At 65.0% G+C, this 14214-nt stretch carries 10 protein-coding genes; 7 read left to right on the top strand and 3 right to left on the bottom strand.

Annotation, left to right across the window (positions count from 1 at the left end):
* Nucleotides 1-87 precede the first annotated feature (87 nt).
* Nucleotides 88-1593, top strand: coding sequence for an APC family permease (locus ABW18_RS10475; protein ID WP_049698895.1), 1506 nt, complete (start codon nucleotides 88-90; stop codon nucleotides 1591-1593).
* A gap of 227 nt (nucleotides 1594-1820) precedes the next feature.
* Nucleotides 1821-3293, top strand: coding sequence for an adenosylhomocysteinase (gene ahcY, locus ABW18_RS10480; protein ID WP_049698896.1), 1473 nt, complete (start codon nucleotides 1821-1823; stop codon nucleotides 3291-3293).
* Nucleotides 3294-3413: 120 nt separating this feature from the next.
* Here the strand turns inward: ahcY and ABW18_RS10485 are convergent, their stop codons facing one another.
* Nucleotides 3414-4211, bottom strand: a complete 798-nt coding sequence (locus tag ABW18_RS10485; protein ID WP_049698897.1) for a hypothetical protein — start codon at nucleotides 4209-4211, stop codon at nucleotides 3414-3416.
* A gap of 82 nt (nucleotides 4212-4293) precedes the next feature.
* Entirely contained in the window at nucleotides 4294-4944 is a 651-nt protein-coding gene (locus ABW18_RS10490) for a dTMP kinase (protein ID WP_049699055.1), read from the bottom strand.
* A gap of 96 nt (nucleotides 4945-5040) precedes the next feature.
* Between ABW18_RS10490 and mtrA the strand changes: the two genes are divergently transcribed.
* From mtrA to lpqB, 3 genes are read left to right on the top strand one after another with little or no spacing between them, the layout of a single operon-like run.
* A complete protein-coding gene (gene mtrA, locus ABW18_RS10495; RefSeq protein ID WP_005170551.1) occupies nucleotides 5041-5718 on the top strand; it encodes an MtrAB system response regulator MtrA in 678 nt (225 codons plus the stop codon).
* Complete coding sequence (gene mtrB / locus ABW18_RS10500; protein WP_049698898.1) at nucleotides 5715-7490, top strand: MtrAB system histidine kinase MtrB; 1776 nt, start codon at nucleotides 5715-5717, stop codon at nucleotides 7488-7490. Before mtrA ends, mtrB begins: the two co-directional genes overlap by 4 nt.
* Nucleotides 7491-7549: 59 nt before the next feature.
* Nucleotides 7550-9250 carry an MtrAB system accessory lipoprotein LpqB gene (gene lpqB, locus ABW18_RS10505; RefSeq protein ID WP_053117440.1) on the top strand — a complete coding sequence of 567 codons (1701 nt, stop codon included), beginning with the start codon at nucleotides 7550-7552 and terminating at the stop codon, nucleotides 9248-9250.
* 13 nt (nucleotides 9251-9263) lie between these two features.
* Here the strand turns inward: lpqB and ABW18_RS10510 are convergent, their stop codons facing one another.
* Nucleotides 9264-9959 (bottom strand): ComF family protein, encoded by a 696-nt coding sequence (locus ABW18_RS10510; RefSeq protein WP_049698899.1) that lies wholly within the window; start codon nucleotides 9957-9959, stop codon nucleotides 9264-9266.
* A 430-nt stretch (nucleotides 9960-10389) separates the two neighbouring features.
* Here ABW18_RS10510 and hpf point away from each other — a divergent pair, with 430 nt between their 5' ends.
* Complete coding sequence (hpf, locus tag ABW18_RS10515; RefSeq protein ID WP_049698900.1) at nucleotides 10390-11157, top strand: ribosome hibernation-promoting factor, HPF/YfiA family; 768 nt, start codon at nucleotides 10390-10392, stop codon at nucleotides 11155-11157.
* Between the two features lie 134 nt (nucleotides 11158-11291).
* Nucleotides 11292-14153: a preprotein translocase subunit SecA gene (secA, locus tag ABW18_RS10520; protein WP_049698901.1), complete on the top strand. Its 2862-nt coding sequence runs from the start codon at nucleotides 11292-11294 to the stop codon at nucleotides 14151-14153.
* Nucleotides 14154-14214 lie beyond the last annotated feature (61 nt).

Here is a 14214-nt window from a genome sequence, read left to right on the forward strand (position 1 = left end):
TCCGATCCTGCGTCGCTCGAGAAGCGGACGATGCGTCGACGATGCTGACCTGACAGTGCTGACCAGATATGCAGGGGAGAACCACTGATGGCCAATGCGTTCACACGCACCAAGTCTGTCGAGCAGTCGATGGCCGACACCGACGAGCCAGACCACAAACTCCGCAAGGACCTGACGTGGAAGGACCTGCTCGTCTTCGGCGTCTCGGTGGTGATCGGTGCAGGCATCTTCACGATCACCGTGTCGACTGCCGGAGACAAAGCGGGACCCGCGATCTCGCTGTCGTTCATCATGGCGGCGATCACCTGCGCGCTGGCGGCGCTGTGTTATGCCGAGTTCGCGTCGACCGTTCCCGTTGCGGGGTCTGCATATACGTTCGGCTACGCCACATTCGGTGAGTTCCTTGCCTGGATTCTCGGCTGGGATCTGATCCTGGAGTTCGCGGTCGGTGCGGCTGTGGTGTCGAAGGGGTGGTCGAGCTACCTCGGCAGCGTGTTCGGCTTCTCCGGCGGAACCGTTGAAGTCGGCTCACACACCATCGACTGGGGCGCGATCCTCATCGTCGCGGGCGTGACGACGCTACTCGCCATCGGCACCAAGCTGTCGTCGCGTGTCAGCGCGGTGATCACCGCGATCAAGGTCGGCGTCGTGCTGCTCGTCATCGTCGTCGGCTTCTTCTACATCAAGACTGCCAACTACCAACCCTTCGTGCCGCCTGCCGAACACGCGGCAGGTGAGAAGGCTTCTGTCGATTCGACGCTCTTCTCTCTGATGACAGGAGGCGGCGACTCGTCCTACGGGTGGTACGGCGTGCTCGCCGCGGCGTCGATCGTGTTCTTCGCGTTCATCGGATTCGACGTCGTCGCCACCACCGCGGAGGAAACCCGCAATCCGCGCAAGGACGTTCCGCGGGGCATTCTCGGGTCGTTGCTGATCGTCACCGTGCTCTACGTGCTCGTCACGATCGTCGTCACCGGTATGGCGAGCTACAAGCAGCTCGCAAGCAGCGGTGGTGACTCGAAGAACCTCGCTGACGTCTTCGCGTTGAACGGGGTCACCTGGGCAGAGAAGGTGATCGCGATCGGCGCGCTGGCAGGCTTGACGACCGTCGTCATGGTCCTGATGCTCGGCCAGTCACGAGTCGCGTTCGCGATGTGCCGCGACGGTCTGTTGCCGCGCGGTCTGGCCAAGACAAGTCCGCGGTTCGGAACCCCCGTGCGTTTGACCGTTCTCATCGGCGTCGTGGTCGCCGTGGTTGCGGGCTTCTTCCCGATCAACAAGCTCGAAGAGATGGTCAACGTCGGAACGCTCTTCGCGTTCATCGTCGTTGCCGCGGGTGTCTTGGTGTTGCGTCGGACCAGGCCTGACCTCGAACGTGGGTTCAACGTGCCGGGAGGGCCGATCATTCCGGTGCTCGCGATCCTGGCGTGCCTCTGGTTGATGCTGAACCTGTCGGCGCTGACATGGATTCGCTTCGTGATCTGGATGGCCATCGGCGTGGCGATCTACCTGCTCTACGGAATGCGGCATTCGATGGTCGGCAAGCGGGAGCGCGGCGAGGTCGAAGGAGTTGCCGTCCACAAGCAGGCGTGAGCCTCGCCGTCGCGGGACCACAGGCACCGCGTTGCTCGCTCCCGAGGTGTGGCCAGCCTCAGCAGTGTCTGAAGTGTTAGATAGCCTCGTAGGGGAGTGACTCCCGGTTGCGCATCTCGCGTACCCGCTCAATCGGTCGTCGGCGAACAGTCGGCGCGACACCTCACACAGGCGCGTGCCCAGCGGCACACATCGGTGACATGCGATTTCACGGACAAGGGGATGACATGACCATGGTGCAGAACGAGGCACCTCAGGTGGACACCAAGAACGGCATCGACTACAAGGTCGCCGACCTGTCGCTTGCCGAGTTCGGCCGCAAGGAGATCGGGCTCGCCGAGCACGAGATGCCGGGCCTGATGTCGCTGCGTCGCGAATACGCTGACGTCGCGCCGCTGAAGGGTGCGCGCATCTCCGGTTCGCTGCACATGACCGTGCAGACCGCAGTGCTGATCGAGACCCTCGTCGCGCTCGGCGCGCAGGTTCGGTGGGCGTCGTGCAACATCTTCTCCACCCAGGACCATGCCGCAGCCGCGATCGTCGTCGGGCCGCACGGCACCGTCGACGAGCCGAAGGGCGTTCCGGTCTTCGCCTGGAAGGGCGAGACGCTCGAGGAGTACTGGTGGGCTGCGGAGCAGATGCTCACCTGGCCCGACGAGCCCGCCAACATGATCCTCGACGACGGCGGCGACGCCACCATGCTCGTCTTGCGCGGTGCGCAGTTCGAGCAGGCGGGTGTGGTCCCGCCCGCAGACGACGACGATCCCGCCGAGTACAAGGTGTTCCTCGAACTGCTGCGTGCCACTTTCGCCGAGGACAAGACCAAGTGGACGAAGATTGCCGAGTCGGTCAAGGGCGTTACCGAGGAGACAACCACGGGTGTCCTGCGGCTCTACCAGTTCGCTGCTGCCGGTGAACTGTCGTTCCCCGCGATCAACGTCAACGACTCGGTCACCAAGAGCAAGTTCGACAACAAGTACGGCACACGCCACTCGCTGATCGACGGAATCAACCGCGGCACCGACGTCCTCATCGGCGGCAAGAAGGTGCTGATCTGCGGCTACGGAGACGTCGGCAAGGGTTGCGCTGAGTCGCTCGCAGGGCAGGGCGCTCGCGTGCAGGTCACCGAGATCGATCCGATCAACGCACTGCAGGCGCTCATGGACGGATTCGACGTCGTCACCGTCGAGCAGGCGATCGGCGACGCCGACATCGTCGTCACGTCGACGGGCAACAAGGACATCATCCTGCTCGAGCACATGAAGAAGATGAAGAACCAGGCCATCCTCGGCAACATCGGTCACTTCGACAACGAGATCGACATGGCAGGCCTGGAGAACTCGGGCGCGACCCGCATCAACATCAAGCCGCAGGTCGACCAGTGGATCTTCGGCGACGGCAAGTCCATCCTCGTTCTCAGCGAGGGCCGACTGCTCAACCTCGGCAACGCGACGGGCCACCCGTCGTTCGTGATGAGCAACAGCTTCTCCAACCAGGTGATCGCGCAGATCGAGCTGTGGACCAAGAACAACGAGTACGACAACGAGGTCTACCGGCTGCCCAAGCATCTCGACGAGAAGGTCGCGAAGATCCACGTCGAGGCGCTCGGTGGCACTCTGACCAAGCTCACCAAGGAGCAGGCGGAGTACATCAACGTCGACGTCGAGGGTCCGTACAAGCCCGAGCACTACCGCTACTGATCGGTCCGCTCGCGACCCACCAGGGGTGACGCGAGCCGGAACCGACCGATACGAGCCGGGGGCGTCGACACCAGTTGTCGACGCCCCCGGCTCGTTGTGGGAGCGGTGCGCTCGCGTGCCTTATGTGCTGAACGAGGGCTCGGCGTTGGGGCAGAAGTACCAGGTGCCCTTCTCGTTGCTGAACGTCGCCTTGGCGGTCTTGGTCTGGGTGGCTCGGACGCCGTCGGTCACGTGGGTGTCGACGAGCGACCGCGCGACGTCGCCGCTGACGAGTACGGCCGACATGCCGTCGAGCACCACGGTGCCCCTGCCCTGAGGTGTCCGAACCTGGTCGCGCAGCCCGGCGCATGTCGCGGCCTTGATCTGATCCAGGTTGCCCGAGTTGTATGCGTCGAGGTAGCGCTGCATCGCCGCACGGACCGCCACGGCTTGCTTGTCATTTGCGGGCGCGTCGGCAGAGTCGTCGTTCGGGCCGCCCTGAGTGCCCGCACCGCCCTGATCAGAATCGCCGGGTGCAGTCTGTCCGGGCGACGCGGTCGCAACCGTCGATGTCGAACCGCTGCTGATCGACGTGAGAGCGACGACGAGCACCACGCCGAGGGCCAGGATCGCCACGACACCCGCCACGATTCCCGCGATCAGGCCCCGATTCAGAGTGGACTTGGTGGTCTGCATCTGCGCGAACGGTGAATCCCACCCGGGCGGCACCGCCTGCTGCAGTCCCGGATGCTGTGCGCCTGGATGCGGCCCCTGATAGGTGGGGCCCGCCGGGTACGCGGGTCCTCCCGCATATGGCTGGGCACCCGGGTATGGCTGGGCGCCCGGGTACGGTTGCGGCGCCGATGGATGTTGCTGCGAGGTCGGGTACTGCCCCTGGGGCGGCGGTGTGCCGCGTCCCGGTCCGGGCGGGTAGGTCATCTGGCTCCTTGGCCGATGGTGTCGTCTTCGACGTTATCGAAGAGGTGAGCGGCCGCCCCAGAACCGTCATTCACTGGTGCAGTCATTCGAGCATCAGACGCGCAACGAGGCCTGCTGGTTCCACCGAATCTGCAGAATCTGTGCCGACCTCGATCCACGGCGACGCCCAGCTCTGCTCGGCGAGTTGTCGATACACGGAGTCGACGCGCATCTGCAGGTCGTCGTCGCGTTCGTATGCGTCACGTGCTCGCGACGGGTCGAGTGCCGCACGCGAGCGTGCGCGTTGCATCGCGACGGTCGCGGGCACTCCGAGCAGCAGGTGCTGGTCGGGGAGGGGAACGTCGAATCTGCCGAACTCGAGGTCGGCGACCCAGCGCACGACGTCTCCGGATGCGTCCTGTCGCAGTCGGCCCGCGCTGTAGGCGGCATTCGACGCGACGTATCTGTCGAGGATCACGACGTCGGATTCGGTGAGTGCCGTGCGGATCTGTGCGGCGGCGTCGGCGCGGTCGAGTGCGAAGAGCAGCGCCATGGCGTTGACGCTCTGGCGTAGATCGCCATGCTCGCCGTGCAATGCTTCCGATGCGACGTCGGCGAAAACCGACGAGCCGTATCGCGGGAAGGTGAAGGTCGACACCGCGGCGCCTCGTCGTGTCAACTCGTTGACCACGCCGGTGACCAGCGTGTTCTTTCCTGCGCCGTCCAGCCCTTCCACCGCGATGAGTACTCCCACGATCGCATGGTAGGCGGGGAGGCGGTGAGAACGCGCGAGCGCGCGTCGGCGCGTCAATCACGACGGTTCGATCACGGAAGTGTCACCATTGAAGTCATGAAGCCTCGCATCCTCGTGGTCGACGACGACGCCGCGCTCGCCGAAATGCTGACGATTGTGTTGCGGGGCGAAGGTTTCGAACCCTTCGTCGTCTCCGACGGAACACAGGCGTTGACCGCGGTTCGAGAGGTTCGTCCCGACCTCGTCCTCCTCGACCTCATGCTCCCCGGGATGAACGGGATCGACGTGTGTCGTGTGTTGCGGGCTGATTCGGGTGTGCCGATCGTGATGCTGACAGCGAAGTCCGACACCGTCGACGTCGTGCTCGGGCTCGAGTCGGGTGCCGACGACTACATGGTCAAGCCGTTCAAGCCCAAGGAACTCGTCGCGCGGGTGCGTGCGCGCCTGCGTCGCAACGACGAGGAGCCGGCCGAATTGCTCTCGATCGGCCCGGTGGAGATCGATGTGCCCGCACACAAGGTCACTCGTGACGGTGTGCCCATTTCGCTGACGCCACTCGAGTTCGATCTCCTGGTGGCGCTCGCCCGCAAACCACGCCAGGTGTTCACCCGTGATGTGCTGCTCGAGCAGGTGTGGGGATACCGGCATCCGGCGGACACTAGACTCGTCAACGTGCATGTCCAGCGTCTACGCGCCAAGGTCGAGACCGACCCGGAGAATCCCGAGGTCGTCCTGACGGTGAGGGGGGTCGGCTACAAGGCCGGCCCGCCGTGATCGGTCGTTCTCGGCGTCGCGTCAACAGCACTCTCGGTCGGTTCACCCGCGCGGCAGGCGGCGTAGGCCGGACATTCGGCCGCATGTGGCGGCGTTCGCTCCAGTTGCGCGTCGTCGTATCGACGCTTGCGTTGTCGTTCGTCGTGCTCCTCATCCTCGGGTTCGTGCTGATGAGTCAGATCACCGACCGGCTTCTCGAGGTCAAGTTGGGTGCCGCGACCGAAGAGGTTGAGCGTGCGCGTGTCGCCGTCGAACGCGATCTCGCGAGCGGCGACGGCAATACCTCCGTGCAGAACCGGCTCCGGCAGACGAGGTCGTTGCTGACCGACCGCGACGTCGACACCAGCCAGACGTCGGGAACTGTCGGCACCTTCGACAGTGTGCTCATCGTGCCTCGCTCGGGCAGCGATGGTTCGCAGTTCGGCGTCGGCCCTATTTCGGAAATTCCGCGCAACCTGCGCGACATGGTTCAGGGCGGACAGGTCGCCTATCAGTACACGCGCGTCGCCGACGGTACCGGCGGATCGATCCCCGCGCTGGTCATCGGCACACCGACCAACTCGTCGGTTCCCGGGCTCGAGCTCTACCTGGTGTTTCCGCTGACCACCGAGCAGAACACGGTCGATCTGGTGCGTGGCACGCTGCTCACCGGCGGCGTTGTGCTGCTCGGCCTGCTCGCGGCCATCGCGTGGTTGGTCTCGCGGCAGGCCGTGATGCCTGTGCGGTCGGCGTCGAGGATTGCCGTCCGCTTCGCCGATGGGCGCCTCAAGGAACGAATGCCGGTGCGCGGCGAGGACGACATGGCCCGCTTGGCCATGTCGTTCAACGACATGGCCGAGAGCTTGTCCAAGCAGATCACCCACCTCGAGGAATTCGGTGGCCTCCAGCGACAGTTCACCTCGGACGTCAGCCACGAACTGCGTACACCGCTGACCACCGTTCGTATGGCCAGCGACGTGCTCTACGAGGGCCGCGACGACCTCGACCCCGTGCGTAAACGATCCGTCGAACTACTCGACAAAGAACTCGACCGCTTCGAGACGTTGCTCAACGAACTCCTCGAGATCTCCCGACACGACGCCGGAATGGCCGAACTCGCCGCTGAACGGATGGACATGGCCATCCCGATCGACGGAGCGCTTGCGACGGTCTCGCACCTCGCCTCCGACACGGGAACCGAGATCATCCTCGACCTTGCGGCCGAACCGGTCATCGCCGAGATCGACCCACGCCGTGTGGAACGCATTCTGCGCAACCTGCTCGCCAACGCCATCGACCACGGCGAACGCAAACCCATCACGCTCACCATGCGATCCGACGGCGACGCCGTTGCCATCACGGTGCGTGACCAGGGCATCGGGCTGCGCCCCGGCGAGGAGAAACTCGTGTTCAACCGCTTCTGGCGGTCCGACCCGTCGAGGTTCCGTCGGTCGGGTGGCACCGGGCTCGGTCTCGCGATCAGCATCGAGGATGCCCGCCTGCACCAGGGGCGTCTCGACGCGTGGGGCGAGCCCGGTAAGGGTGCGTGCTTCCGACTGACCATCCCGTTGATCCGTGGACACAAGGTTCTCGGCAGCCCGCTGCCGCTCAAACCGGTCGGCCAGCCGGTCCGCAGTCTGCCCGCGAAGTCGTCGACGAGGACGAGTGCCACGCGACTCGACGACGCCGGGACGTCTGACGCCGGGACATTTGACGCCGACGACAGTCATGACGCCGACGCCGGGCCGGATACCGCCGACAGGTCCGACGCGAGCGACAGGGAGCAACGGTGAACGCGCGCGTCCACGCCGCTACGTCACGACGACTCGCCACACTGGTCGGGCTGCTGGTGATGGCGATTGTGCTCGCGGCCTGTGGCGGCGTGCCCGACAATTCGTCGCCTCAGCCCATCGAATCCTTTAAGCGCGAGGGACCGACGAACGCGGTTCCGGTTCCGCAGTCGGATATGGATCCCGAGGCACTGGTACGTGCGTTTTTGGAAGCCACGGCGTCGCCGACGGACGGGCATGCGGCCGCCCGCCGATTCCTGACGGCACCGTCGGCGCAGCAGTGGGACGAGCGCGGCGACGCCATCATCCTCGACGAGATCAACACGTTCGTCGATCAGCGAAGCCAGAACTCGGTGCGTATGCGTCTGGTCGGCGACAACGTCGGAGTGCTCAAGTCCAACGGGCAACTACTGCCTGCCAGCGGGCGGGTCGAGACCACGATCAGTCTTGTTCGCGTGGGGGAGCAGTGGCTGATCGACGGCCCGCTGCCCAACGGCGCGATGATCGACAGGAGCCGGTTCGTCGCGACCTACCGTTCGGTGTCGCTGTACTTCACCGATCGCACCCATCAGCACCTGGTGTCGGACCCGCGGTGGTTGTACGGCAACCAGGACGCCGACCCGACGGTTCTGCTCAACAGGTTGATCGAAGGCCCGGCAGAGGACCTCGCATCCGGCGTCGACAACGGCTTTCCGTCGGGGTCGGCGCTGCGCGGGCAGGCCGCGCAGATCTCCGGCGGCGGTGTTCGCGTCGAACTGACCGGCCTCGGAACCCTCGGAGTTCGCGACCGAACATCGCTTGCCGCGCAGATCATCTGGACCCTCAACGCCGCGGACATCGGTGGACCGTATGTGATCAACGCGGACGGAGCGCCGCTCGTCCCGGAGCGCAGCGCCGGATGGCAGCCCGCCGACGTCAAAGCGTTCGACCCGCTCGCGACGCCAACCACCGATGTCGGGCTCAACATCGTGCGCGACGGAGCGCTGCTCAAGGTCACCGACACCGGGACCACGCCGTCGGGCGGATCGCTGGGTACCAGCCGCGACGTCCGGTCGGCGTCGATTTCCTCCGACGGCAAGGCGGTGACGGCGGTCGTCGCCTCCCGCGGCGGACCCGGCCTGCAACTGGTGTTGGGGACGTATGGCGGTGAAGTCTCGCCGCTCACCTCGGGTACGTCGATCACGCGTCCATCGTTCGGGGGAAACCAGGGGAACGACGCCGTGTGGGCGGTCGTCGACGGCAAACCTGTTCGCGTTGTGCGCGATTCCCAGAACTCCGGTCAGGTGGTGTCGACGGTCGACGAGGCGTCGATCGCGACGATTGCCCGTGGCCCGATCACCGAATTACAGGTGTCGCCCGACGGTGTCCGTGTCGCACTCATCGTCGGCGGACAGGTGCTGCTGGCGGTCATCGCGACCAACGAGGACGGCCAGGTCACTCTGGCCAACCCGCGGATCGCCGCGTACAACGTCGGCAATCAGGCCGTGTCGCTGTCGTGGGCCACGTCGTCGACTCTCATGGTCGCCCGCGATGCCTCAGACTCCCCGGTGGTGCAGTTGCCGATCAACGGTGCTCCCGCGTCCGGCTTGATCAGCGGAAACGTGGCACCGCCCGTCCGGGCGGTCACCGCAGATGCCAGCAACGTGTACATCGGTGACCAACGCGGGATATTGCGTCTCGGCAGCACCAACGGACAGCCCGATCAGTATTGGACAGAGGTCGAGCCCGCCATGTCGCCGACCGCGATCCCCGTGCTGCCCTGAGCCTCAGACGCCCTCATGCGCCTGCGATGACGACGACGAGGTCGACGCGCACGCCGTGCTCGGCGAGTACGCGGACCGATTCAGCTGCCGTTGCCCCGGTGGTCATCACGTCGTCGACCACTACTGTCGCCGTGTGAGACGACCGGTCGGTACGAGTCGGCGGCGACCGGATGCCGACGCGCTGCGCGAGGTTTCGACGTCGCGCCCTGGCGTCGAGTCCCGCGGAGTCGCGCCCGCCCGGCCGAATGGTCAGCAGCGGACGCACCGAGACGTATCGCCCGAGCTCGGTGGCCGCACACGCGGCGATCGCTGTGACGGTGTCTCCGCCGCGGCGTCGAGCCGCGAGCGGCCGGGTCGGCGCGGGAACAAGGGATAGCCGCGACGCGGGCGGGATCTCACCCCAGCGGCCGAGCGTACGTAGCGCCTCGCTCACTGCGTGCCCCAGTGGGGCGGCGAGATCGCGTCGGCCGTGTTCTTTGAGCTCGATCACCGCCTTGCGATGAGGGCCGCGATAGCGCCCGAGTGCCCACACCCCGACTCCGACCGGGACCCTCGGGGAGAGCATGACCGGGTCGTCGGCGAGAAGCGCCGCGCAGCGCGCACACCAGCGCGGCCCGGGAACATCGCAACCGCCACAGGTCACCGGGATCATGAGGTCGACGCCCGCGCGTGCGATCGCGTAGACGTGCCGTCGGGCGAGTCCTGACATGGCGTCGAGCATGCACGCCCGGTGCGACCGAAAGCGTGGCGCGACTGCGATCCGACGCACAACTGTGGATTCACTCGAGCCTGTGGAGGACATGTCGCGCGGGCACCGATGGGCCGTTGGTCCCTTATTCGAATCAACGTGGTGACGAGCCGAGGTAACGATGGCTAACAGGCAAACTTCCGACTACGGTCAAGGGTGCAGAAGGTAGCCGAGTCCCGATACGGGAGGTGAAGCCCCTGACAGTGGTTGTCAACCGCCGGTTGGCATGAATGAGTAGCCATTTCCTGACCTCAGTAGCCGCGAATCGTCTGGTGCTTCACGCGAGTCACAGCGGGATCTCCTTGCGCACAACGGCTTTCGAACTCTCAGATCTCTCTCGAGGTTCTCGAGACGGGGTCGGGTTGTGGTAGCACACCCAGGAGGTAGTCGAATGTCGCAAGTCGTCCATCGCAAAGGTCGGCGTGAATCAAAGGTCGGTGCCACCACCGACGAGTACGACGCAGAATTCGCTTTTGTACGGCCCCCCGGAACAGTCGAGTCCGACGAGCCGGCCGAGCCGAACGCCACGGTCGTCTTCGCCGGGCGGAATGTCGAGATACCCGAGCACTACCAGATCTACGTCCGCGACAAGCTCGCGCGACTCGAGAGGTTCGACCTCAACGTCTACCGATTCGACGTCGAACTCAATCACGAACGCAATCCGCGACAGTCCAAGGCGTGCCAGCAGGTGGAGATCACGGCCACCGGCAAGGGGCCTGTCGTGCGCGCGCAGGCGTGCGCGGAGAACTTCTACGCCGCGCTCGAGGCCAGTCTCGACAAGGTCGAGTCCCGATTGCGTCGGGTGAAGGACCGCAGACGTGTGCACTACGGGAACCGTCGGCCGATCTCGGTCGCCGAGGCAACCGAGGTGGGAGCACCGCCGCTGCGAGTCGACCAACTCACAGTCGACGAGCTTTCCGGTGACCCCGGATCCGTCGACGGCACGCAAACCTGGGACGACGGCGTCGATGACCACACACCAGGACAGATCGTCCGCGTGAAGGAACACCCGGCCGTCCCGATGACCGTCGACGACGCGCTCTACGAAATGGAACTCGTCGGGCACGACTTCTTCCTGTTCCACGACAAGGAAACCGATCAGGCTTCGGTGGTCTATCGCCGCCACGCCTTCGATTACGGACTGATCCGGCTCGTCTGATCGGTGGCCACGGGGCACCGATCAGGCTCCCTTCAGGCGACGTCGGTACCATGGAATACGGCCTGCGTTCATGCACTCGCATGCACAGGCCGTATTTCGTGAGTAGTCGACATGAGTAAGGGACTCGATCCACGGTGCTGAACAAGCTGCTGCGCGTCGGCGAAGGCCGCATGGTCAAGCGACTCGATGCCATCGCATCGCACGTCGAGGCGTTGGAAGACGAGATCGCGTCGCTCTCCGACGACGACCTGCAGGCGAAGACCGACGAGTTCAAGGATCGCATCGCCAAGGGCGAGACACTCGACGAAGTGCTGCCCGAAGCATTCGCGGTCGCCCGCGAAGCCGCATGGCGCGTTCTCGACCAGAAGCACTTCCACGTGCAGATCATGGGTGGTGCGGCGCTGCATTACGGCAACATCGCCGAGATGAAGACCGGTGAGGGCAAGACCCTGACCTGTGTGTTGCCCGCCTACCTCAACGCGCTGTCGGGCGACGGCGTGCATGTCGTCACCGTCAACGACTACCTCGCAAAGCGCGACTCGGAGTGGATGGGACGCGTCCACCGCTTCCTCGGTCTCGAGACCGCCGTGATCCTCACCGGGATGACTCCGCAGCAGCGCAAGGTCGCTTACGCCGCCGACATCACCTACGGCACCAACAACGAGTTCGGGTTCGATTACCTGCGCGACAACATGGCGCATGCACTCGAGGATCTCGTGCAGCGCGGCCACAACTTCGCCGTCGTCGACGAGGTCGACTCGATCCTGGTCGACGAGGCCAGGACCCCGCTGATCATCTCGGGTCCCGCCGAGGGATCGAGCAAGTGGTACACCGAGTTCGCGCGCATTGCGCCGCTACTCGAGCGTGACGTCCACTACGAAGTCGACATCAAGAAGAAGACGATCGGCGTGCACGAGGCGGGCGTCGAGTTCGTCGAGGATCAGCTCGGCATCGACAACCTGTACGACGCCGCGAACTCGCCCCTGGTCAGCTACCTGAACAACGCGATCAAGGTCAAAGAGCTCTTCCATCGCGACAAGGACTACATCGTCCGCAACGGTGAGGTGCTCATCGTCGACGAGTTCACCGGTCGCGTGCTCGACGGCCGTCGCTTCAACGAGGGCCTGCACCAGGCCATCGAGGCCAAAGAGGGCGTCGAGATCAAGGCGGAGAACCAGACGCTCGCCACGATCACGCTCCAGAACTACTTCCGCCTGTACGACAAGCTCTCGGGAATGACCGGTACCGCGGAGACCGAGGCCGCGGAGTTCGACCAGATCTACAAGCTCGGCGTACTCCCGATCCCGACCAACAAGCCGATGATCCGCAAGGATCAGGGCGATCTGATCTACAAGACCGAAGAGGCGAAGTTCGCCGCGGTCGTCGACGACATCACCGAACGCCACCAGGCGGGTCAGCCGGTCCTGATCGGTACGACCAGCGTCGAACGGTCGGAGTACCTGTCCCGCCAGCTCGCCAAGCGCGACATTCCGCACACCGTGCTCAACGCCAAGTTCCACGAGCAGGAAGCACAGATCGTCGCCGAGGCCGGTCGACCCGCAGCGGTCACGGTCGCCACCAACATGGCCGGTCGTGGTACCGACGTCGTGCTCGGCGGCAACCCCGACATCATCGCCGACACCCGCCTGCGCAAAGCCGGACTCGATCCGGTCAACACCCCCGACGAGTACGAGACGGCGTGGGAAGAGGCGATCACCGTCGCGCGTCGGGAAGCCGCTGAGGAAGCCGAAGCGGTGCGTGACGCGGGCGGTCTGTACGTGCTCGGTACCGAGCGCCACGAATCCCGTCGAATCGACAACCAGTTGCGCGGACGTTCGGGTCGTCAGGGCGATCCGGGCGAGTCGCGGTTTTACCTCTCGCTCGGTGATGAGCTCATGCGACGCTTCAACGGCGCGGCGCTCGAGACCATCATGAACCGCGTCAACCTGCCAGACGACGTCCCGATCGAGGCGAAGATGGTCACCAAGGCCATCCGCAGCGCACAGACCCAGGTTGAGCAGCAGAACTTCGAGGTCCGCAAGAACGTCCTCAAGTACGACGAAGTGATGAACGAGCAGCGCAAGGTCATCTACGCCGAGCGTCGCGTCATCCTCGAGGGCACCGAGCACCGCGAGCAGATCATGCAGATGATCGCCGAGGTCATCGGAGCGTATGTCGACGGCGCGACCGAGGAGGGTTACGCCGAGGACTGGGACATCGACGAGCTGTGGACCGCCCTGCGCGCGCTCTATCCCATCGAGCTCGACCCACGAGAAGTTATGGGCGAGAACGAATTCGGTGAGCGCGACGACATCTCGGCCGATGAGCTCAAAGAGATCCTCGTCGACGACGCTCAGAAGGCGTACGAGAAGCGCGAGGAGGAGATCACAGCGATCGGTGGCGAGGACGCCATGCGACAGCTCGAACGCACCATCCTGCTGAGCGTTCTCGACCGCAAGTGGCGCGATCACCTCTACGAGATGGATTACCTCCGCGAGGGCATCCACCTGCGCTCCATGGCGCAGCGCGACCCGGTCGTCGAGTACCAGCGCGAGGGCTACGACATGTTCACCGGCATGCTCGAAGGACTCAAGGAGGAGACCCTCCAGTACCTGTACAACGTGCAGGTGCAAGCCGAGCCCGCTCCCACCGTCACACCCGCATCCGCTGCAGCAACTGCCGCTGCGGCCGCTGCCCGTCAGCCTGCGATGGCAGGCGCATCGGCATCGGGCAATGGTGCGTCGGGCAACGGTGCGTCGGGTAACAGCGAGGCACCGGCCGCACTGCGTGCCGTCGGTGTCGGCACCGAGGCCGACGTTCCGATGACGTACTCGGGTCCAGACGAGGACGGCGGCACGTCCGTGCACTCGGAGGAAGAGGAACTCGAAGACCCGGCACTCGTGTCCGCGTCGCGTCGCGAGCGTCGAGCCGCCGCGCGTGCCAGCGGAAAGCGTGAGGGCGCGAAGCCTCCGAAGTCCAAGCGACGTCGACGCTAGAAAATTCTCTGAAGTTCATGGAACCGGGCGTACCTCGCGTGCGTCCGAGTTTCCATGACCA

The organism is Gordonia jacobaea (assembly GCF_001186365.1).
In the GTDB taxonomy this organism is placed as follows: domain Bacteria; phylum Actinomycetota; class Actinomycetes; order Mycobacteriales; family Mycobacteriaceae; genus Gordonia; species Gordonia jacobaea.